Origin of the sequence: Streptomyces sp. NPDC058663 (genome assembly GCF_042716745.1) — a bacterium.
GTDB lineage: Bacteria > Actinomycetota > Actinomycetes > Streptomycetales > Streptomycetaceae > Streptomyces.
Genome location: NZ_JBHXRV010000006.1, coordinates 1 through 21745, shown reverse-complemented (window position 1 = coordinate 21745; position 21745 = coordinate 1). Strand labels below are relative to the sequence as shown.

The 21745-nt window shown below is 70.0% G+C and carries 18 protein-coding genes; 2 read left to right on the top strand and 16 right to left on the bottom strand.

Translation table 11 applies throughout. From position 1 onward, the window contains the following. The first annotated feature begins 27 nt into the window (after nt 1-27). Nucleotides 28-708 carry a GPP34 family phosphoprotein gene (locus ACFWVV_RS05925; RefSeq protein WP_384350781.1) on the top strand — a complete coding sequence of 227 codons (681 nt, stop codon included), beginning with the start codon at nt 28-30 and terminating at the stop codon, nt 706-708. A gap of 154 nt (nt 709-862) precedes the next feature. Here the strand turns inward: ACFWVV_RS05925 and recQ are convergent, their stop codons facing one another. The 15 genes from recQ to ACFWVV_RS05850 all read right to left on the bottom strand — a co-directional run bounded on the left by recQ (nt 863) and on the right by ACFWVV_RS05850 (nt 19202). Beyond that, the gene (gene recQ / locus ACFWVV_RS05920) at nt 863-2926 is read right to left on the bottom strand and encodes a DNA helicase RecQ (protein ID WP_384350778.1); all 2064 of its coding nucleotides are present in this window, start codon (nt 2924-2926) and stop codon (nt 863-865) included. Between the two features lie 199 nt (nt 2927-3125). Next, nucleotides 3126-4790, bottom strand: coding sequence for an NADH-quinone oxidoreductase subunit NuoN (nuoN, locus tag ACFWVV_RS05915; RefSeq protein WP_384350775.1), 1665 nt, complete (start codon nt 4788-4790; stop codon nt 3126-3128). After that, nucleotides 4787-6361 (bottom strand): NADH-quinone oxidoreductase subunit M, encoded by a 1575-nt coding sequence (locus ACFWVV_RS05910; protein ID WP_384350771.1) that lies wholly within the window; start codon nt 6359-6361, stop codon nt 4787-4789. Before ACFWVV_RS05910 ends, nuoN begins: the two co-directional genes overlap by 4 nt. 5 nt (nt 6362-6366) lie before the next feature. Next, on the bottom strand, nt 6367-8262 hold the full coding sequence (gene nuoL, locus ACFWVV_RS05905; protein WP_384350768.1) for an NADH-quinone oxidoreductase subunit L: 1896 nt from the start codon (nt 8260-8262) through the stop codon (nt 6367-6369). Nucleotides 8263-8277: 15 nt separating this feature from the next. Further along, nucleotides 8278-8577: an NADH-quinone oxidoreductase subunit NuoK gene (nuoK, locus tag ACFWVV_RS05900; protein ID WP_384350765.1), complete on the bottom strand. Its 300-nt coding sequence runs from the start codon at nt 8575-8577 to the stop codon at nt 8278-8280. After that, nucleotides 8574-9419, bottom strand: coding sequence for an NADH-quinone oxidoreductase subunit J (locus ACFWVV_RS05895; RefSeq protein ID WP_384350762.1), 846 nt, complete (start codon nt 9417-9419; stop codon nt 8574-8576). Before ACFWVV_RS05895 ends, nuoK begins: the two co-directional genes overlap by 4 nt. Then, the gene (nuoI, locus tag ACFWVV_RS05890) at nt 9416-10066 is read right to left on the bottom strand and encodes an NADH-quinone oxidoreductase subunit NuoI (protein ID WP_384350759.1); all 651 of its coding nucleotides are present in this window, start codon (nt 10064-10066) and stop codon (nt 9416-9418) included. Before nuoI ends, ACFWVV_RS05895 begins: the two co-directional genes overlap by 4 nt. Continuing rightward, nucleotides 10059-11420, bottom strand: coding sequence for an NADH-quinone oxidoreductase subunit NuoH (gene nuoH / locus ACFWVV_RS05885; protein WP_384350757.1), 1362 nt, complete (start codon nt 11418-11420; stop codon nt 10059-10061). Before nuoH ends, nuoI begins: the two co-directional genes overlap by 8 nt. Continuing rightward, entirely contained in the window at nt 11417-13927 is a 2511-nt protein-coding gene (locus tag ACFWVV_RS05880) for an NADH-quinone oxidoreductase subunit G (protein ID WP_384350754.1), read from the bottom strand. Before ACFWVV_RS05880 ends, nuoH begins: the two co-directional genes overlap by 4 nt. Then, nucleotides 13924-15297 carry an NADH-quinone oxidoreductase subunit NuoF gene (nuoF, locus tag ACFWVV_RS05875; protein ID WP_384350752.1) on the bottom strand — a complete coding sequence of 458 codons (1374 nt, stop codon included), beginning with the start codon at nt 15295-15297 and terminating at the stop codon, nt 13924-13926. Before nuoF ends, ACFWVV_RS05880 begins: the two co-directional genes overlap by 4 nt. Beyond that, a complete protein-coding gene (gene nuoE, locus ACFWVV_RS05870) occupies nt 15297-16181 on the bottom strand; it encodes an NADH-quinone oxidoreductase subunit NuoE (RefSeq protein ID WP_384350865.1) in 885 nt (294 codons plus the stop codon). The genes nuoF and nuoE overlap by 1 nt, the downstream gene beginning before the upstream one ends. 17 nt (nt 16182-16198) lie before the next feature. After that, nucleotides 16199-17539 carry an NADH-quinone oxidoreductase subunit D gene (locus ACFWVV_RS05865; protein WP_384350749.1) on the bottom strand — a complete coding sequence of 447 codons (1341 nt, stop codon included), beginning with the start codon at nt 17537-17539 and terminating at the stop codon, nt 16199-16201. Further along, nucleotides 17536-18273, bottom strand: coding sequence for an NADH-quinone oxidoreductase subunit C (locus ACFWVV_RS05860; protein WP_384350746.1), 738 nt, complete (start codon nt 18271-18273; stop codon nt 17536-17538). Before ACFWVV_RS05860 ends, ACFWVV_RS05865 begins: the two co-directional genes overlap by 4 nt. Next, nucleotides 18270-18824, bottom strand: a complete 555-nt coding sequence (locus ACFWVV_RS05855; RefSeq protein ID WP_384350743.1) for a NuoB/complex I 20 kDa subunit family protein — start codon at nt 18822-18824, stop codon at nt 18270-18272. The genes ACFWVV_RS05860 and ACFWVV_RS05855 overlap by 4 nt, the downstream gene beginning before the upstream one ends. 18 nt (nt 18825-18842) lie before the next feature. Next, entirely contained in the window at nt 18843-19202 is a 360-nt protein-coding gene (locus ACFWVV_RS05850; RefSeq protein WP_384350741.1) for an NADH-quinone oxidoreductase subunit A, read from the bottom strand. Between the two features lie 750 nt (nt 19203-19952). Here ACFWVV_RS05850 and ACFWVV_RS05845 point away from each other — a divergent pair. After that, nucleotides 19953-20819, top strand: a complete 867-nt coding sequence (locus tag ACFWVV_RS05845) for a C40 family peptidase (protein ID WP_384350739.1) — start codon at nt 19953-19955, stop codon at nt 20817-20819. 111 nt (nt 20820-20930) lie between these two features. Here ACFWVV_RS05845 and ACFWVV_RS05840 read toward each other — a convergent pair whose 3' ends face one another. Then, nucleotides 20931-21542, bottom strand: a complete 612-nt coding sequence (locus ACFWVV_RS05840; RefSeq protein ID WP_384350736.1) for a TIGR03086 family metal-binding protein — start codon at nt 21540-21542, stop codon at nt 20931-20933. Between the last annotated feature and the right edge of the window lie 203 nt (nt 21543-21745).

The window sequence follows — 21745 nt, the reverse complement described above, 5'->3', positions numbered from 1 at the left end:
TTCCCTGCCTCCGAGGAGGCCGACGCCGTGAAGAAACCGCTGCCGCACCTTTCCCTGGCGGAAGAACTTCTCCTCCTGGGCCTGCGCCCGGACCGGGGCTCGACCCGGGTCAGCAGAAGTTACGTGGAGTACGGCGTCGCCGGCGCCGTACTCGCCGAACTCGACCTGGCGGGCTGCGTCGTGCAGGAACGGGGCAGGGTGCACGTCCGCAACCCGATCCCGCCGGCCCGGCTGCTGTCGGGGCCCACCGCGGACCCGGTGGCGGTGGCGGCTCTGGAGCGGCTGGGCGAGCCGGGGAAGGGGCGGCACGGCGGGGTCCGCACCTCGCACTTCGTGCGGCGCTCCCGGCAGACCGTCATGGACCGCTGTCTGGAGCGTCTGGTCGAACGGGGCCTGCTGCGGCAGGAGGCGAAGAAGGTGTGGGGCGTCTTCCCGGTGGTCCGGTACCCGGTGGCGGGCGAGGACTGGCCGACGGCGCTGCGCGACCGGCTCGCCGTCGCGGCGAAGTCGGGCTTCCCCGAGCACCGCGACCAGCTGCTGTGCGCCTTCCTCTACGCGACCGGGCTCGCCGGACGCCTCTTCCCGGGGCGCGCGGGGCGGGAGCCGCGCGCCCGCATGCGGGAGTTCGCGCGGCGCGAGTGGACCGCGAAGGCGGTCCGCAAGGAGGTCCAGAACGACGAGGCGGCGGCCAGTGGTGGTGGGGGCTGACCCTCCGGACTCACGCCCGCCACCCTGCCGGCCCCGCCAGGTGTCCCCGCACTGGCGGGTGTCCCCTCTCCCGCCCGGCACCCCTGCAGGCCCGCCCTTCGTTCGCCCAGCAGGCCCTCCCCGTCCGCCCCGCAGCCCTGCCTTCCCTCGCCCCTCAGTCCTCCGGCGGCGGCTCCATTCCCCAGTCCGGCTCCGCGTCCCAGTCCCACTCGGGTTCGGACCCCGACTCCCGCACCTTGGCCGGAGCCGGAGCCGAGGTCGTGGTCGTGGTCGTGGCTGCGGTCACGGTCGTGGCTGCGGTCGTGGTCGGCGGGACAGGAGCAGGCGCCGCGTCCGCCGTTCCCCCTTCGCCCAGCTCCGCCAGGACACCCAGCACGCCCTCCCCGTACGTCGCCAGCTTCTTCTCCCCGAGCCCGCCGATCCGCCCCAGTTCCTCCATCGACCCGGGCCGGACCGTCGCGATCTCCTGCAACGTCGCGTTGTGGAAGATCACATACGGCGGCACGCCCTGTTCCTTGGCCAGCGCCGTCCGCCACTCCCGCAGCGCCTCGAAGACCGGTACCACCTCCGCCGGCAGGTCCACCGCCGCCGCCTTCGGCTTCTTCTCGCCGCGCGCCCCGGATCCGCCGCGTGCCGCGGCGGCCCGCTTCGGCTCCTTGCGCAGCCGCACCTCGCGCCGGCCGCCGAGCACCTCCGCGCTCGCGTCCGTCACGACCAGCGTCCCGTACTCGCCCTCGACCGCCAGCAGGCCCTGCGCGAGCAACTGGCGCACCACGCCCCGCCATTCACCCTCGGTGAACTCCTCGCCCACGCCGAAGACGGACAGCTGGTCGTGGTCGAACTGGATGACCTTGGCGGACTTCTTCCCGAGCAGGATGTCGATGATCTGCCCGGCCCCGAACTTCTGGTTCCGCTCCCGCTTGAGCCGCACCACCGTCGACAGCACCTTCTGCGCCGCCACGGTGCCGTCCAGCGTCTCCGGCGGGCTCAGGCAGGTGTCGCAGTTGCCGCACCCGGCGGCCCCCTGCTCCTGCCCGAAGTACGCGAGCAGCTGGCCACGCCGGCACTCGGCGGTCTCGCAGAGCGCCAGCATCGCGTCCAGATGGGCGGCGGCCCGGCGCCGGAACGCCTCGTCGCCCTCACTGCTCTGGATCATCTTGCGCTGCTGGACGACGTCCTGGAGTCCGTACGCCATCCAGGCCGTGGACGGCGCACCGTCCCGGCCGGCCCGGCCGGTCTCCTGGTAGTAGCCCTCGACCGACTTCGGGAGGTCCAGGTGCGCGACGAAGCGCACGTCCGGCTTGTCGATGCCCATGCCGAAGGCGATGGTCGCGACGACCACCAGGCCGTCCTCGCGCAGGAAGCGCGCCTGGTTGCGCGCCCGGGTCGGCCCGTCGAGCCCCGCGTGGTACGGCACGGCCTCGATGCCCTGCCCCTGGAGGTACGCGGCCGTCGCGTCCACCGACTTCCGCGAGAGGCAGTAGACGATGCCCGCGTCCCCGGCGTGCTCCTCCTTCAGGAAGGCGAGCAGTTGCTTCTTCGGTTCGAGCTTGGGGACGATGCGGTACTGGATGTTGGGCCGGTCGAAGCTGGCGACGAAGTGCTTGGCGTCCGGCATGCCGAGCCGCTCGGTGATCTCCTTGTGGGTGGCCGCCGTGGCGGTCGCCGTCAGGGCGATGCGCGGTACGTCGGGCCAGCGCTCGCCCAGTACCGAGAGGGCCAGGTAGTCGGGGCGGAAGTCGTGGCCCCAGGAGGCCACGCAGTGCGCCTCGTCGATGGCGAAGACGGAGACCTTGCCCCGGCCCAGTAGGTTCAGCGTCGAGTCGAGCCGCAGCCGCTCGGGCGCCAGGTAGAGCAGGTCGATCTCGCCCGCCAGGAACTCGGCCTCGACCGTCCGCCGCTCGTCGAAGTCCTGCGTGGAGTTCATGAACCCGGCGCGCACCCCGAGTGCCCGCAGCGCGTCGACCTGGTCCTGCATGAGGGCGATCAGCGGTGAGATCACCACGCCGACGCCGGGCCTGACCAGGGAGGGGATCTGGTAGCAGAGCGACTTTCCGCCGCCGGTGGGCATCAGCACGACGGCGTCACCGCCGCTCACCACCTGCTCGATGATCTCGGCCTGCTCGCCCCGGAAGGCGTCGTACCCGAAGACCCGGTGCAGTGTCCGGAGCGCTTCGCTCTCCGATTCCGCCCCGCCGGTCACCGTCATTGCGTCCATACCGCTCGTCCCGTTCATCGCGCCGTCCCCCGCAGTGGTCCCTGGTCCCCGTGCTCGTTTCACACCCACCACCCACGGTAGAGGCACCCACCGACAACCCCGACCAAAAGCCGCTGCCCGGCACCCCGAAGAAGGGATGCCGGGCAGCGGACGCCCACCGTGCGTACTCACACCACGCGGTCGCACACCGCGCGGACGGCTAGCGGACGAAGGTGCCCGCCTGCCCCGCCAGGTCCAGGAAGTACTGCGGGGCGACGCCGAGCACCAGCGTCACGGCGACACCCACGCCGATCGCCGTCATGGTCAGCGGCGACGGCACGGCGACGGTGGGGCCGTCCGCCTTCGGCTCGCTGAAGAACATCAGCACGATGACCCGGATGTAGAAGAACGCGGCGATGGCCGAGGACAGCACACCGACCACGACCAGCACCCCGGCACCGCCCTCGGCCGCCGCCTTGAAGACCGCGAACTTGCCGGAGAACCCGGAGGTCAGCGGGATGCCCGCGAAGGCGAGGAGGAACACCGCGAAGACCGCGGCGACCAGCGGCGAGCGCCGGCCGAGTCCGGCCCACTTGGACAGGTGGGTGGCCTCGCCGCCCGCGTCGCGCACCAGCGTGACGACGGCGAAGGCACCGATCGTCACGAAGGAGTACGCGAGCAGGTAGAAGAGGACGGAGGAGATCCCGGCCGGGGTGGCCGCGATGACACCGGCCAGGATGAACCCGCCGTGCGCGATCGAGGAGTACGCGAGGAGCCGCTTGATGTCGGTCTGGGTGATCGCGACGATCGCACCGCCCAGCATCGTGACGATCGCGACGCCCCACATGACAGGACGCCAGTCCCAGGTGAGGCCCGGCAGCACCACGTACAGGAGCCGGAGCAGCGCACCGAACGCCGCGACCTTGGTGGCCGCCGCCATGAAGCCGGTGACCGGGGTCGGGGCGCCCTGGTAGACGTCCGGGGTCCACATGTGGAAGGGGACGGCGCCGACCTTGAAGAGCAGGCCCATGAGGATCATCGCCATGCCGATGAGCAGCAGCGCGTCGTTGCCCATGGTGCCGGCGAGCGCCGGGTCGATCCGCTGGGCGGTGCCGTCGACGATGTCGGCGATGCGCGCGTAGGAGACCGAGCCCGCGTACCCGTACAGCAGGGCGATGCCGAACAGCAGGAACGCGGAGGAGAAGGCGCCGAGCAGGAAGTACTTCACGGCCGCCTCCTGCGACATCAGCCGCTTGCGGCGGGCGACGGCGCACAGGAGGTAGAGCGGCAGTGAGAAGACTTCGAGCGCGATGAACAGGGTCAGCAGGTCGTTGGCCGCCGGGAAGGCGAGCAGTCCCGCCACCGCGAACATGGCGAGCGGGAAGACCTCGGTGGTGGTGAACCCGGCCTTGACCGCGGCCTTCTCCGCGTCGCTGCCCGGTACGGCGGCGGCGTCCGCGGCGAACGAGTCGCTGCGGTTGCCGTGTTCGACCGGGTCGAGGCGGCGCTCGGCGAAGGTGAAGACGGCGACCAGCGAGGCCAGCAGGATCGTGCCCTGGAGGAACAGCGCGGGCCCGTCGACGGCGATGGCGCCCATCGCCGAGATCTGCGCCTTGGTGGTGGCGAACCCGCTGGCGGCGAGTCCGACGACGGCGGCGAAAGCGGCGGCGATGGCGACCACGGCGATGAACAGCTGGGCGTAGTAGCGCCCCTTGCGCGGTACGAACGCCTCCGCGAGGACGCCGATGACGGCCGCCCCCACGACGATCAGGATCGGCGCGAGCTGGGCGTACTCGATGGTGGGGGCCTCGAAGGTCTCCCCCGGCACCGTCGGAGCGGCCGCCGCCAGATTCGTCCACAGGCTGTGGACAGACACTGCGCTCACTTCGCGGCCTCCACTTCGGGCTTCGGGTCCTGCTTGTTCACGTCTTGCATGGTGTGGGTGACGGCCGGGTTGACGATGTCGGTCAGCGGCTTGGGGTAGACCCCGAACCCGATCAGCATCGCGATCAGCGGAACGACCACCACCAGTTCCCTCGCCTTGAGGTCCGGCATGCCGGAGATCTCGGCCTTCACCGGGCCGGTCATGGTGCGCTGGTACAGCACCAGGACGTAGAGCGCGGCGAGGACGATGCCGGAGGTGGCGATGATCCCGACCACCGGGTAGGCGGCGAACACCCCGACCAGGACCAGGAATTCGCTGACGAACGGCGCGAGCCCCGGCAGTGACAGCGTGGCCAGACCGCCGATCAGGAAGGTGCCGGCCAGCACCGGGGCCACCTTCTGCACCCCCCCGTAGTCCGCGATGAGCCGCGAGCCGCGCCGGGTGATCAGGAAGCCCGCGACCAGCATCAGCGCGGCCGTCGAGAGTCCGTGGTTGACCATGTAGAGCGTCGCGCCGGACTGGCCCTGGCTGGTCATCGCGAAGATGCCCAGGATGATGAAGCCGAAGTGCGAGATGGAGGCGTACGCGATCAGCCGCTTGATGTCCCGCTGGCCGACCGCGAGCAGCGCTCCGTACACGATGCTGATCAGCGCCAGTACGAGGACGACGGGCGTCGCCCACTTGCTGGCCTCCGGGAAGAGCTGGAGGCAGAAGCGCAGCATCGCGAAGGTGCCGACCTTGTCCACCACGGCCGTGATGAGGACGGCGACCGGGGTGGTCGCCTCGCCCATCGCGTTGGGCAGCCAGGTGTGCAGCGGCCACAGCGGGGCCTTCACCGCGAAGGCGAAGAAGAACCCGAGGAACAGCAGCCGCTCCAGGTTCGTCGACATCTCCAGCGTGCCGGCCGCCCGCATCTCGGCGATCTCCGAGAGCGAGAACGTCCCGGTGACCGTGTAGAGCCCGATGACGGCGGCCAGCATGATGAGCCCGCCGACCAGGTTGTAGAGCAGGAACTTGACGGCCGCGTACGACCGCTGGGTCGCCGCCGCCTCGTCCGTGCCCGCGTGCGCCCGGTCGCCGAAGCCGCCGATGAGGAAGTACATCGGGATGAGCATGGCTTCGAAGAAGATGTAGAAGAGGAAGACGTCGGTGGCCTCGAAGGAGAGGATCACCATCGCCTCGACCATCAGGATCAGCGCGAAGAAGCCCTGGGTGGGGCGCCAGCGCCTGTTGTCCTTGGATTCGAGGGGGTCGGCGTCGTTCCAGCCGGCAATGATCACGAACGGGATCAGCAGCGCGGTCAGGGCGACCAGCACCACCCCGATGCCGTCCACGCCGAGTTCGTAGCGGACGCCGAAGTCCTTGATCCAGGAGTGCGACTCGGTCAGCTGGTAGCGGTCGCCGCCCGGTTCGAACCGTACGACGACGATCGCGGCCAGCACCAGCGTGCAGAGCGAGACCAGCAGCGCCAGCCACTTGGCGACCGTGCGACGGGCGGCCGGGACAGCGGCGGTGAGGATGGCACCGGCCGCCGGGAGGACCGCCGTCGCGGTGAGCAGGGGAAAGGACATCGTGATCAGACCGCCCTCATCAGCAGGGTCACGGCGATGAGGATCGCCGTACCGCCGAACATCGAGACCGCGTACGAGCGGGCGTAGCCGTTCTGGAGCTTGCGCAGCCGGCCCGAGAGCCCGCCGACCGAGGCGGCGGTGCCGTTGACCACGCCGTCGACCACCGAGTGGTCCAGGTAGACCAGCGAGCGGGTGAGGTGCTCGCCGCCGCGGACCAGGACCACGTGGTTGAAGTCGTCCTGGAGGAGGTCGCGGCGGGCGGCCCGGGTGAGCAGCGAGCCGCGCGGGGCGACGACGGGCACGGGCTTGCGGCCGTACTGGAAGTACGCGGCGACCACGCCGAGCAGCAGGACCACGATCGTCGCTCCGGTGATCACCGGGATGCTGATCGGCGGGTGCGGGTGCTCGAACTTGGTGACCGGGGCCAGCCAGTTGACGAACCGGTCGCCGATGCCGAAGAAGCCGCCCGCGAAGACCGACCCGAAGGCCAGCACGATCATCGGGATCGTCATCGACTTCGGGGACTCGTGCGGCTGCGGCTTGTTGCCTTCTGCGTCGGGCTGCCAGCGCTTCTCGCCGAAGAAGGTCATCAGCATCACGCGCGTCATGTAGAACGCGGTGAGTCCTGCGCCCAGCAGGGTGGCTCCGCCGAGGACCCACCCCTGGGCGCCGCCCGCCGAGAAGGCCGCCTCGATGATCTTGTCCTTGGAGAAGAAGCCGGACAGGCCGGGGAAGCCGATCAGCGCGAGGTAGCCGAGGCCGAAGGTGATGAAGGTGACCGGCATGTACTTCCGCAGGCCGCCGTACTTGCGCATGTCGACCTCGTCGTTCATGCCGTGCATGACGGAACCCGCACCGAGGAAGAGACCGGCCTTGAAGAAGCCGTGCGTCACCAGGTGCATGATCGCGAAGGCGTAGCCGATCGGACCGAGTCCGGCCGCGAGGATCATGTAGCCGATCTGCGACATGGTCGATCCGGCGAGCGCCTTCTTGATGTCGTCCTTGGCGCAACCGACGATCGCACCGAACAGCAGCGTGACCGCTCCGACGACGGTGACCACCAGCTGGGCGTCAGGGGCGGCGTCGAAGATCGCGCCGGACCGGACGATCAAGTACACGCCCGCCGTCACCATGGTCGCCGCGTGGATCAGGGCCGAGACCGGGGTCGGGCCCTCCATCGCGTCGCCGAGCCACGACTGGAGCGGCACCTGCGCCGACTTGCCGCACGCGGCGAGCAGCAGCATCAGGCCGATCGCGGTGAGCTTGCCCTCGCTCGCGCCCTCCGCCGCCCCGAGCACGGGACCGAAGGCGAAGGTGCCGAACGTGGTGAACATCAGCATGATCGCGATGGACAGGCCGATGTCGCCGACCCGGTTGACGAGGAAGGCCTTCTTGGCCGCCGTCGCCGCACTGGGCTTGTGCTGCCAGAACCCGATGAGCAGGTACGAGGCGAGGCCGACGCCCTCCCAGCCGAAGTACAGCAGGAGGTAGTTGTCGGCGATGACGAGCAGGAGCATCGCCGCGAGGAAGAGGTTCAGGTAGCCGAAGAAGCGCCGGCGGCGCTCGTCGTGCTCCATGTAACCGATCGAGTAGACGTGGATCAGGGTGCCCACGCCGGTGATCAGCAGGACGAAGGTCATCGACAGCTGGTCGAGCTGGAAGGCGATGTCCGCCTGGAAGTCCGCGACCGGGACCCAGCTGAACAGCTTCTGGTGCAGGGTGCGGCTCTCCGCGCCCTTGCCGAGCATGTCGACGAAGAGCACGGCGCCGATGACGAACGACCCGGCGGCGAGCGCAGTGCCCAGCCAGTGTCCGGTCTTGTCCAGCCGGCGCCCGCTGCACAGCAGTACGGCCGCTCCGAGCAGTGGCGCCGCGACGAGCAGCGCGATCAGGTTCTCCACTTTTCTTAACGCCCCTTACAGCTTCATCAGGCTGGCGTCGTCGACCGAGGCCGAGTGGCGGGACCGGAACAGCGACACGATGATCGCCAGGCCGACCACGACCTCGGCGGCGGCGACGACCATCGTGAAGAAGGCGATGATCTGGCCGTCGAGATTGCCGTGCATCCGGGAGAACGCCACGAGCGTCAGGTTGCAGGCGTTGAGCATCAGCTCCACGCACATGAACACGACGATGGCGTTGCGCCGGATCAGCACGCCCGCCGCGCCGATGGTGAACAGCAGTGCGGCGAGATAGAGGTAGTTGACCGGGCTCACTTGGCTGCCTCCTCTGCTCGACCGCGGTCGGGGTGGCTGTCGGTGTCCCGGCCCAGGCGCTCCTCGGAGCGCTGCTCCAGGGCCTTCAGGTCATTGAGCGCCTGAGTCGACACGTCGCGGATCTGACCGCGCTCGCGCAGGGTCTTCATGACGGTCAGCTCGGAGGGGGTGCCGTCGGGAAGCAGACCGGCGATGTCCACCGCGTTGTGCCGGGCGTAGACGCCGGGGGCGGGCAGCGGCGGCAGGTGCTTCCCCTCGCGGACGCGCTGCTCGGCCAGCTCGCGCTGGGTCTTGGCGCGCTCGGTGCGCTCACGGTTGGTGAGGACCATCGCGCCGACGGTGGCGGTGATCAGCAGGGCGCCGGTGATCTCGAAGGCGAAGACGTACTTGGTGAAGATCAGCTCCGCCAGGCCCTGGACGTTTCCTGCGGCGTTGGCCTTGCCGAGGCCGGTGAACTCGCCCAGCTGGGCGTGCCGGATGCCGGCGATGAGCAGGATGCCGAAGCCGAGCCCGCAGGCGAGGGCCAGCCAGCGCTGCCCCTTCAGCGTCTCCTTGAGGGAGTCCGCCGCGGTGACGCCGACGAGCATGACCACGAAGAGGAAGAGCATCATGATCGCGCCGGTGTAGACGACGATCTGGACGACGCCCAGGAAGTACGCGCCGTTGGCGAGGTAGAAGACCGCCAGGATGATCATGGTCCCGGCGAGGCACAGCGCGCTGTGCACGGCCCTCTTCATCAGGATGGTGCACAGTGCGCCGATGACGGCGACCGTGCCGAGGATCCAGAACTGCACGGCCTCCCCGGTGGAGGCGGCCGAACCGGCGGCGGCGAGTGCGCTCATGCCCCCACCACCTTCTTCGAAGCGGGCTCGTCCGCACCGAAGGTGGACGCGCCCTCCTGGGGCCGCTCCCCCTTGCTGAGCGCCACCTGGCGCACGGTGTCCGGGGCGGCCTCGGTGACCAGGCCCCGGTAGTAGTCCTGCTCGTCGGTGCCGGGGAAAACGGAGTGCGGCGCCTCGACCATGCCCTCGGTCAGCCCGGCGAGAAGCTGCTCCTTGGTGTAGATGAGGTTCTCGCGGCTGCTGTCGGCCAGTTCGAACTCGTTGGTCATCGTGAGCGCCCGGGTGGGGCACGCCTCGATGCACAGCCCGCACAGGATGCAGCGGGCGTAGTTGATCTGGTAGACGCGGCCGTACCGCTCACCCGGGGAGTAGCGCTCCTCCTCGGTGTTGTCCGCGCCCTCGACGTAGATCGCGTCGGCCGGGCACGCCCAGGCGCACAATTCGCACCCGATGCACTTCTCCAGGCCGTCCGGGTGCCGGTTGAGCTGGTGGCGGCCGTGGAAGCGCGGCGCGGTCACCTTCGGCGTTTCCGGGTACTGCTCGGTCAGCCGCTTCTTGAACATGGCCTTGAAGGTCACGCCGAAGCCGGCCACGGGATTCTGCCAGGGGGTCCGGGGGTCCTCGCCCCGGGAAGATGCCTCAGACACCGTCCGCCTCCTTTCCGTCACTCTCAGTAGCAGTCTTGCCAGTATTGCCGCCGCCACTGACAACGAGCTCCCGCTCGTGGCGCGAACGCCTGCGCGGTACCGGTGGCAGGGTCTGTCCGGGCAGCGGCGGCACCGGGAATCCACCGGCCATCGGGTCGAACTCGGGTGTCCGGTGCGGCTCTTCGTCCTTGCCGCGCCGGAAGAAGTCCCACAGGAACGACAGCAGCAGCACGGCGATCACACCCCCGGCGACGTACAGCACGATCTGCTGGTACTCGACCTGTGCGTTGCGCAACGCCCGTACGGTCGCCACGAGCATCAGCCAGACCACGGAGACCGGGATCAGGACCTTCCAGCCCAGCTTCATCAGCTGGTCGTAGCGGACCCGGGGAAGCGTGCCGCGCAGCCAGATGAAGAAGAACAGCAGCAGCTGCACCTTGAGCACGAACCAGAGCATCGGCCACCAGCCGTGGTTCGCGCCCTCCCAGAAGCCGCTGATCGGGTACGGGGCCCGCCAGCCGCCCAGGAAGAGGGTGACCGAGACCGCCGAGACGGTGACCATGTTGACGTACTCGGCCAGCATGAACAGCGCGAACTTGATGGACGAGTACTCGGTGTTGAAGCCGCCGACCAGGTCGCCCTCGGACTCCGGCATGTCGAACGGGGCCCGGTTGGTCTCACCGACCATGGTGACGACGTAGATGATGAACGACACCGGCAGCAGGATGATGAACCACCGGTCCGCCTGCGCCTCCACGATCGCCGAGGTCGACATCGACCCGGAGTAGAGGAAGACCGAGGCGAACGCCGCACCCATGGCGATCTCGTAGCTGATCATCTGCGCGCAGGAGCGCAGACCGCCGAGCAGCGGGTACGTCGAACCCGACGACCAGCCCGCCAGCACGATGCCGTAGATGCCGACCGACGCGCAGGCCAGGACGTACAGCATCGCGATGGGCAGGTCGGTGAGCTGCATCGTGGTGCGGTGGCCGAAGATCGACACCTCGTTGCCGGCCGGCCCGAAGGGGATGACCGCGATCGCCATGAAGGCCGGGATGGCCGCGACGATCGGCGCGAGGATGTAGACGACCTTGTCGGCCCGCTTGACGACGACGTCTTCCTTCAGCATCAGCTTGATGCCGTCGGCGAGCGACTGGAGCATGCCCCAGGGGCCGTGCCGGTTGGGGCCGATGCGCAGCTGCATCCAGGCGACGACCTTGCGCTCCCACACGATGGAGAAGAGCACGGTGATCATCAGGAAGGCGAAGCAGAAGACCGCCTTGATCGCGACGAGCCACCAGGGGTCCGTGCCGAACATGGACAGGTCTTCCGCGGCGAGTGGGTACGACGTCATGCCGTCACCTCCGTCGGAGCGCTTGGCGGGGTCGTTGCGGGGGCCAGGGTGACGAGCCGGCCGGGGCGGGCGCCGGTGTCGGAGAGGACGCCGCCGCCGGTCGAGTTCATCGGCAGCCAGACCACCCGGTCGGGCATCTCGCTGACCTCCAGCGGCAGTTCGACGGTGCCCGCGGGACCGGTCACGGCGAGTACGTCACCGTGCTTGACGCCCGTCTCGGCGGCGGTGGCTGCGGAGAGCCTGGCCACGGCGGCGTGCCGGGTGCCGGCCAGCGCCTCGTCGCCGTCCTGGAGCCTGCCCTGGTCGAGCAGCAGGCGGTGCCCCGCGAGCACGGCCTCGCCCGCTCCCGCGCGGGGCAGCGGGCCCGCGGTCTCCAGCGGTGCGGAGGCGTAGGGGCCGTCCCAGCCGCCGAGCCGCTCCAGCTCCAGCCGTACGGCCTTCAGGTCCGGCAGCGCGAAGTGCACGTTCAGCGCGTCGGCCAGCATGTGCAGCACGCGCGCGTCGCCCGGGGGGAGCGTGCGTGTCATCTGCTCCGGCTTCAGCGCGGCCTCGAACATCCGCGCCCGGCCCTCCCAGTTGAGGAAGGTGCCCGGCTTCTCTGCGACGGCCGCCACCGGGAGGACGACGTCCGCCTTCGCGGTGACCTCACTGGGCCGCAGCTCGAGGGAGACCAGGAAGCGCACCTCGTCGAGCGCCTCCCGTGCGCGTGCCGGGTCCGGCAGGTCGGCCGGGTCGACGCCGGCGACCACCAGGGCCAGGAGTTCGCCGGTGGCCGCGGCCTCGACGATCTGGCCGGTGTCGCGCCCGTAGCGGTGCGGCAGTTCGGCCACCCGCCAGGCGCTCGCGACCTCTTCACGCGCGCGTGGGTCGGTCGCGGGGCGTCCGCCGGGCAGCAGCGAGGGGAGCGCCCCGGCTTCGACGGCGCCGCGCTCACCGGCCCGGCGCGGAATCCACACCAGTTCGGCGCCGGTCGCCGCGGCGGCCCGCACCGCGGCGGTGAGGGCGCCGGGCGCACCGGCCAGCCGCTCACCGACCACGATGACGGCGCCCGGCTCGCGCAGGGCTTCCGCCGCCGCGGCCCCGTCGCCGTCCAGACCCGTGCGGGCCGTGAGGGCGTCGAGCCATTCGGTCTCGGTGCCCGGGGCGGCGGGGAGCAGGGTGCCGCCCGCCTTCTCCAGGCCCCGGGTGCCGTGCGAGGCGAGGGCGAAGGTGCGCTGGCCGTGCTTGCGGTGGGCCTTGCGCAACCGCAGGAAGACGCCGGGCGCCTCCTCCTCGGACTCGAACCCCGCGAGGAGTACGACCGGCGCCTTCTCCAGGGCCGTGTACGTGAGTCCCGTGCCGTCGAGATCGCGGCCGCGTCCGGCGACCCGGGCGGCCAGGAAGTCGGCCTCCTCGCTGCTGTGCACGCGCGCGCGGAAGTCGATGTCGTTGGTGTCGAGTGCGACGCGGGCGAACTTGCTGTACGCGTACGCGTCCTCGACGGTCAGCCGGCCGCCGGTGAGCACTCCGGCACGCCCGCGTGCCGCGGACAGCCCCTCGGCCGCGGCTTCCAGGGCCTCCGGCCAGCTCGCGGGCTCCAGTTCACCGCTCTCCGCGTTCCGTACGAGCGGGGTGGTGAGCCGGTCGGGGCGCTGGGCGTAGCGGAAGCCGAAGCGCCCCTTGTCGCACAGCCACTCCTCGTTGACCTCCGGGTCCTCGGCCGCCATGCGCCGCATGACCTTGCCGCGCCGGTGGTCGGTGCGGGTGGCGCAGCCGCCGGCGCAGTGCTCGCACACGGACGGCGAGGACACCAGGTCGAAGGGCCGGGAACGGAAGCGGTACGCCGCCGAGGTGAGCGCGCCGACCGGGCAGATCTGGATGGTGTTGCCGGAGAAGTACGACTCGAAGGGGTCGCCCTCGCCGGTGCCGACCTGCTGGAGCGCGCCGCGCTCGATCAGCTCGATCATCGGGTCGCCCGCCACCTGGTTGGAGAACCGGGTGCAGCGTGCACACAGCACGCACCGCTCACGGTCCAGGAGCACCTGGGTGGAGATCGGGACGGGCTTCTCGTACGTCCGCTTCTTGCCCTCGAAGCGGGAGTCGGCGTCGCCGTGCGACATGGCCTGGTTCTGCAGCGGGCACTCGCCGCCCTTGTCGCAGACCGGGCAGTCCAGCGGGTGGTTGATGAGGAGGAGTTCCATCACGCCGCGCTGTGCCTTGTCGGCGACGGGCGAGGTGAGCTGGGACTTCACCACCATGCCGTCGGTGCAGGTGATGGTGCAGGAGGCCATCGGCTTGCGCTGGCCCTCGACCTCGACGATGCACTGGCGGCAGGCGCCGGCCGGGTCGAGGAGGGGGTGGTCGCAGAACCGGGGGATCTCGATGCCGAGGAGTTCGGCGGCGCGGATCACCAGGGTGCCCTTGGGGACGCTGATGTCGATGCCGTCGATCGTCAGGGACACGAGATCCTCGGACGGGACCGCCGCCTCGCCGCCCCCGGAGGGAGCACTGTTAGTCGTGACGGTCATGCGTTCACCTCCGTGTTGCCGGCGTGCCGGTCGGCCCAGAGGGTCGACTTGGCGGGGTCGAAGGGGCAGCCCTTGCCGGTGATGTGCTGCTCGTACTCCTCGCGGAAGTACTTGAGCGAGGAGAAGATCGGCGAGGCCGCTCCGTCCCCGAGCGCGCAGAAGGACTTGCCGTTGATGTTGTCTGCGATGTCATTGAGCTTGTCGAGGTCGGACAGCTGTCCCTTGCCGGCCTCGATGTCGCGGAGCAGCTGGACGAGCCAGTAGGTGCCCTCGCGGCAGGGGGTGCACTTTCCGCAGGACTCGTGGGCGTAGAACTCGGTCCAGCGGGTGACCGCGCGGACGACGCAGGTCGTCTCGTCGAAGCACTGGAGCGCCTTGGTGCCGAGCATGGAGCCGGCGGCGCCGACGCCCTCGTAGTCCAGGGGTACGTCGAGGTGCTCGTCGGTGAACATGGGGGTGGAGGAGCCGCCCGGGGTCCAGAACTTGAGCCGGTGTCCGGGCCGCATGCCGCCGCTCATGTCGAGCAGCTGGCGCAGGGTGATGCCCAGCGGGGCCTCGAACTGGCCGGGGTTGGCGACGTGGCCGCTCAGCGAGTACAGCGTGAAGCCCGGGGACTTCTCGCTGCCCATCGAGCGGAACCACTCCTTGCCCCGGTTCAGGATCGCGGGAACCGATGCGATCGATTCGACGTTGTTCACGACAGTGGGACAGGCGTAAAGACCGGCGACCGCGGGGAAGGGAGGACGCAGCCGGGGCTGGCCGCGGCGGCCTTCGAGCGAGTCCAGCAGCGCGGTCTCTTCTCCGCAGATGTACGCACCCGCCCCCGCGTGCACCGTGAGTTCGAGGTCGAGTCCGCTGCCGAGGACGTCCTTGCCGAGGTAGCCCGCCTCGTACGCCTCACGCACGGCCTCGTGCAGCCTGCGCAGCACGGGGACGGTCTCCCCGCGCAGGTAGATGAACGCGTGGCTGGACCGGATCGCGTAGCACGCGATGACGATGCCCTCGATGAGGCTGTGCGGGTTCGCGAAGAGGAGCGGGATGTCCTTGCAGGTGCCCGGTTCCGACTCGTCGGCGTTGACGACCAGGTAGTGGGGCTTGCCGTCGCCCTGCGGAATGAACTGCCACTTCATTCCGGTGGGGAATCCGGCGCCGCCGCGGCCGCGCAGACCGGAGTCCTTGACGTACGCGATGAGGTCGTCCGGGGTCATGGCGAGGGCCTTGCGCAGGCCCTCGTACCCCTCGTGCCTGCGGTAGGTCTCCAGCGTCCACGACTTCGGGTCGTCCCAGAAGGCGGACAGGACGGGCGAGAGCAGCTTCTCGGGGCTGTCCCCGTTGCTGCCGCCGCCACTGATCTCCGTGGTCACGGTCATCACTCCCCCTCCTCGGACGAAGGTCCTGCCGGGTGCTGCTCGGGAGCGGCAGCCGGGTCGGAGGCCGAGGTCTCCTGCGGTGCGTCGTGCGAGCTGAGGTGCTGGGAGCCGCCCTGCGGCGTGTCCTGCTCGGCGTCCTGCGGGGCGTCCTGCTGCTTGCTCTCCTGCTGCTTGCTCTCCTGCTGGGCCTCGCCGCGCGGGGCCACGACGCGGGCCAGGCCCGGCGCCTCGCCCTTGGCCAGCTTGAGTCCGAGCAGTGAGGCGTGGCCCGCACCGCCGGACGCCTCGACGGCCCCGGGGCGCTCGTCGGGGAAGCCGGCCAGGATGCGGGCGGTCTCCTTGTACGTGCAGAGCGGGGCGCCGCGGGTGGGCTCGACGGGGCGCCCCGCGCGCAGGTCGTCGACGAGCTGCTTGGCCGACTCCGGGGTCTGGTTGTCGAAGAACTCCCAGTTGACCATCACCACGGGGGCGTAGTCGCAGGCCGCGTTGCACTCGATGTGTTCGAGGGTGACCTTGCCGTCGCCGGTGGTCTCGTTGTTGCCGACCCCCAGGTACGCCTTGAGCTCGTCGAAGATGGCGTCGCCGCCCATCACCGCGCACAGCGTGTTGGTGCAGACGCCGACCTGGTAGTCGCCGGAGGCCTTGCGCCGGTACATGGTGTAGAAGGTGGCGACCGCGGTGACCTCGGCGGTGGTCAGGCCGAGCACCTCGGCGCAGAAGCGCATGCCGGTGCGGGAGACGTATCCCTCCTCGGACTGCACGAGGTGCAGCAGCGGCAGCAGCGCGGAGCGGCTGTCGGGGTAGCGGGCGATCACCTCCTTCGCGTCCGCTTCGAGGCGGGCCCGGACCTCGTCCGGGTAGGCGGGGGCGGGCAGTTGGGGCATGCCCAGTGACACATCGGTCATCGGTCTACGCCTCCCATCACGGGGTCGATGGACGCGACGGCGACGATGACGTCGGCGACCTGGCCGCCCTCGCACATCGCCGCCATGGCCTGGAGGTTGGTGAAGGACGGGTCGCGGAAGTGGACCCGGTAGGGGCGGGTGCCGCCGTCGGAGACGACGTGCACGCCGAGTTCGCCCTTGGGCGACTCGACCGCCGCGTACGCCTGCCCCGTCGGCACCCGGAAGCCCTCCGTCACCAGCTTGAAGTGGTGGATCAGGGCCTCCATGGAGGTGCCCATGATCTTGCGGATGTGGTCGAGGGAGTTGCCGAGGCCGTCGGCGCCGATGGCCAGCTGGGCGGGCCAGGCGATCTTCTTGTCGGCGACCATGACCGGTCCCGGCTCCTTGAGGCGGGCCAGGCACTGCTCGACGATGTCGAGTGACTGGCGCATCTCTTCGAGCCGGATGAGGAACCGGCCGTAGGAGTCGCAGGTGTCGGCGGTGGGGACCTCGAAGTCGTACGTCTCGTAGCCGCAGTACGGGTCGGTCTTGCGCAGGTCGTGCGGCAGACCGGCCGAGCGGAGCACGGGCCCGGTGGCCCCCAGCGCCATGCAGCCGGTGAGGTCGAGGTAGCCGACGTCCTGCATGCGGGCCTTGAAGATGGGGTTGCCGGTGGCGAGCTTGTCGTACTCCGGCAGGTTCTTGCGCATCGTCTTCAGGAGCTCGCCGAGCTTGTCCAGGGCGCCCGGCGGCAGGTCCTGGGCGAGGCCGCCGGGGCGGACGAACGCGTGGTTCATCCGCAGTCCGGTGATCAGCTCGAAGACGTCCAGGATGAGTTCGCGGTCCCGGAAGCCGTAGATCATGATCGTGGTCGCGCCGAGCTCCATGCCGCCGGTGGCGATGCACACCAGGTGCGAGGAGAGCCGGTTGAGCTCCATCAGGAGCACCCGGATGACGCTGGCCCGGTCGGGGATCTGGTCGGTGATGCCGAGCAGCTTCTCGACGCCCAGGCAGTACGCCGTCTCGTTGAAGAACGGCGTCAGGTAGTCCATGCGCGTGACGAAGGTGGTGCCCTGCGTCCAGTTCCGGAATTCGAGGTTCTTCTCGATGCCGGTGTGGAGGTAGCCGATGCCGCAGCGGGCCTCGGTGACGGTCTCGCCGTCGATCTCCAGGATGAGGCGGAGCACGCCGTGCGTGGACGGGTGCTGGGGGCCCATGTTGACGACGATGCGCTCGTCGTCGGCCTTCGTGGCGGCCTGGACGACCTCGTCCCAGTCGCCGCCGGTGACCGTGTAGACGGTGCCCTCGGTGGTCTCGCGGGCCGAGGCGGAGGAGGGGGAAGTGGGGGGAGTGGTCACGAGTACGACCTCCGCTGGTCCGGAGCCGGGATCTGGGCGCCCTTGTACTCGACGGCGATGCCGCCGAGGGGGTAGTCCTTGCGCTGCGGGAAGCCCTGCCAGTCGTCCGGCATCATGATCCGGGTCAGGGCGGGGTGGCCGTCGAAGACCAGGCCGAAGAAGTCGTACGCCTCGCGCTCGTGCCAGTCGTTGGTCGGGTAGACCGGCACCAGCGAGGGGACGTGCGGGTCGGCGTCGGGGGCGCTGACTTCGAGGCGGATCAGCCTGCCGTGGGTGAGCGAGCGCAGGTGGTAGACCGCGTGCAGCTCCCGGCCCTTGTCCTCGAGGTAGTGCACGCCGCTGACGCCGGTGCACAGCTCGAAGCGCAGCGCCGGGTCGTCGCGCAGGGTGCGGGCGACGGTGAGCAGGTGCTCGCGGGCGATGTGGAAGGTGAGCTCGCCCCGGTCGACGACCGTCTTCTCGATGACGTGCGAGGGGAGCAGGTCCTGCTCCTCCAGGGCGCCCTCCAGCTCGTCGGCGACCTCGTCGAACCAGCCGCCGTAGGGTCGTGCGGAGGCGCCCGGGAAGGTGAAGGTGCGGACGAGGCCGCCGTAACCCGTGGTGTCCCCGCCGTCGTTGGCGCCGAACATGCCCTTGCGGACGCGCAGCACCTCGCCGTTCTCGTCGCGCTGGGCGGGGACGCCCTGCGGGGCGCTCTCGTCCTGATGCTTGCCGTTGACTTGGCTGTCGCTCACCGGAGCAGGCCCTTCATCTCGATGGTGGGGAGCGCCTTGAGGGCCGCTTCCTCCGCCTCGCGGGCCGCTTCCTCCGCGTTCACGCCGAGCTTGGAGCCCTGGATCTTCTGGTGGAGCTTGAGGATCGCGTCGATCAGCATCTCGGGGCGGGGCGGGCAGCCCGGGAGGTAGATGTCCACGGGGACGATGTGGTCGACGCCCTGGACGATCGCGTAGTTGTTGAACATGCCGCCCGAGGAGGCGCAGACCCCCATGGAAATGACCCACTTGGGGTTGGGCATCTGGTCGTAGACCTGCCGCAGGACGGGCGCCATCTTCTGGCTGACCCGGCCCGCCACGATCATCAGGTCCGCCTGCCGCGGTGAGCCGCGGAAGACCTCCATGCCGAAGCGGGCCAGGTCGTACCGGCCCGCTCCCGTCGTCATCATCTCGATGGCGCAGCAGGCGAGGCCGAACGTGGCGGGGAAGACGGAGGACTTCCGCACCCAGCCCGCCGCCTGTTCGACCGTCGTCAGCAGAAAGCCGCTCGGCAGTTTCTCTTCGAGTCCCATGGGTGTTCCCTCAGCCCCTCAGTCCCATTCCAGGCCGCCGCGACGCCATACGTACGCGTACGCGACAAAAACGGTGAGCACGAAGAGCAGCATCTCGACGAGCCCGAAGATCCCGAGGGCGTCGAAGGAGACCGCCCAGGGGTAGAGGAAGACGATCTCGATGTCGAAAATGATGAACAACATCGCCGTCAGGTAGTACTTGATGGGAAAGCGGCCGCCGCCGGCCGGCGTGGGAGTGGGCTCGATGCCGCACTCGTACGCTTCTTGCTTTGCCCGGTTGTAGCGCTTGGGGCCGATAAGCGTGGCCATGACCACGGAGAAGATCGCAAACCCTGCCCCGAGGGCGCCGAGCACAAGGATGGGCGCGTAAGCATTCACCCTCCTCGCTCCTTCCAGTCGTCCTTGACCGTTGGACCGCGCCGGGCTCGTGCATAACCCCGTCGCGGGGGGCCGGTGCGCCTCGCCGCGAGGACGATATGAAGATCGCGGATATGTGAGGCAGTTCACAAGCCTGACTGCCCCGCATCCTATGCCTGCCGGTCTGTGATCTGCGACACGGGGTGCGACAACTGCTTTGTGATCTCCACCACCTGACGAAGGATCATGAAGCCGGATGCACGGTGATCTACGTACCGGAAGCGCGCGAGTGATCACCAGACGTGACATTCGGCCGCGTCATCCCTGGTCGGAGGCGTGTTGCTCTATCAAGGGGTGGCCGCTACAAGCAAATTGGAGCTGGACGCGATCCGGTGATAGTGGCCCGCGCGATCCCGCCACTCACTCTCGCGAGGGGGTTCGCGGCGACGGGTGGACACGTGCACGCGTTCACGAGCCGGTGACGGACCGGCGACGGGTCGGCGAGTGACCCCCGAGCTGTGACCTGCATCACAGTCGATGATCCGTCAGAAAGCCGGGCTTGGCCATGCGTGTGAACGGATGGTAGGCGTCAGGGCAATTCGGGCGTATCGCGGAAAACCCATGATCACAGGGTTGAACAGTCCTGCCCGATTTGCCCTTTACGGCGTCAATAAGGGCGCGCGGACGCCGAATTCGGGCCGCGCGTTGGCAACTGTGGCGGACACCACGTTTCTTGATGCCGACTCGTTACCTCTGATAGCGGTTGTTCTCATGTCCCACACCGCTCACATACCCAGCCACCGGAAGCCCCGCCGCAGCGCCTCGAAGATGGCGCTCCGTGCCGGAGTTGCCGGTGGCGTCCTCAGCACCATCGCGGTGGCTGGTGCGGCCGCTCCGGCATACGCCGAGCCGGTGCACGAGACCATCGAGATGCCCGCGCTCGCCGCGGCCCCCGCTGCTGCCACGACGACCACCGCTCCGGCCTCGGCCAGTGCCGAGGCCACCCAGCAGATCGCTTTCGAGTACGACCGCGAGGCCCGCCAGCAGGCGGCCGCGGACGACGCCATGAAGGACGCCCGTCAGGCCCTGGCCGAGGCGGACCGCAAGGCCGAGGCCAAGAAGAAGGCCGAGGAGGCCCGTCAGAAGGCCGAGGAGCAGGCCCAGCAGGAGCGTGCCTCGCGTTCCACCGAGCGCACCACGCTCACCGCCACCTCCGCCTCCACGGGCACCTCCAGGAGCTCCGAGGGCTCCGGCAGCTCCGCCAAGTCCACCTCCAACGCCACCGGCAGCGCCGCCGCCGTCATCGCGTTCGCGCGCGCCCAGGTCGGCGACGCGTACGTCATGGGCAGCACGGGCCCGAACGCGTGGGACTGCTCGGGCCTCATGCAGGCCGCGTTCGGCTCCATCGGCGTGGACCTGCCGCGCGTCTCCCAGGGTCAGTCGACCGCGGGCACGCAGGTCGGCCTCGACAACCTCCAGCCCGGCGACATCCTTTACTGGGGTGCCGCGGGCAGCGCCTACCACGTGGGCGTGTACGTCGGCGGCGGCAACTTCGTCGGCGCGCAGAACTCCAGCACCGGTGTGGTGGAGCGTCCGCTCTCCTACGACCCGCCGACCGGCGCGGTGCGCGTTCTCTGATCCCCCGGTTCGCCTCTGAGTACGGCTGAAGGGCCGTCGTCCCCCCGCTCGGGGACGGCGGCCCTTCCGGTTTCGGGGAACGGGCCGAGGGCCGTGCGGGTTTCCGCCGGGTCAGTGCGCCGGTGGGGCCCAGTGGGCGTCGCGGCCCAGGTGGTTGAGAAGGGCGGTCGCCTCGTCGGCGCCGGGCCGCGGGCGCAGCGCGGCGGCGAACGCGAAGCCGCGGAGGGGTTCGACGAGGGCGTCCGCGACCGGGCGCAGGGTGCGGGCCAGTGCCGGGGCGAGCGGGGACGGGCCTCCGGTGGCCACCGCGATGTCCCAGGCGTGCACGGCGGCGTCGAGCGCGGCGGCAGCTGCCGCCTGCGCGGCGGGGAGCTGGAAGGGCGGCAGCGGCACGGGGACGCTCTCGTCAGCCGGTGCGACGACCGCGAAGGCCTCCGCGGTGCGGCTGAGCGCGTCCTCCAGAAGCGCTTGGGGGGTGCCGCCCCCGGACTCGGCGAAGGTGCCCGTGGGAGCGAACGGGTCGTAGTCCGGCCCCGCGCCGCCGGTCAGTTTGGCCGCGTACGCGAGCTGGTCGCCGGCCGCGTGCTGGAGCACCTGGGCCACGTTCCACTCCGCGCACGGGGTGGGCGACTTCCAGGCGTCCGCGGGCACTTGGGAGACCGCCGCGCGCAGCGCGCGATGGGCTTCGTCGAGTACGTCCCACTGGGAAGGCGTAGGTGTCATGGCTCCGAAGCTAGCGGCGCCGGACCGTTCCGTACCGCCGAACGGCCATCGCGGCGTGCTTCGGCGGGACGGGATACGGGAGACGCGGGCGGCGCAGGCCCGCGGGCCGGGGCCCCCCCGCCCCCCCCCCACGTGTTGGGGGGGCCCCGAGCCCCGGCCGTGTTGGTTGGGGGCAAGGGGGGGCCCCCCCCGCGGGGGGGGCG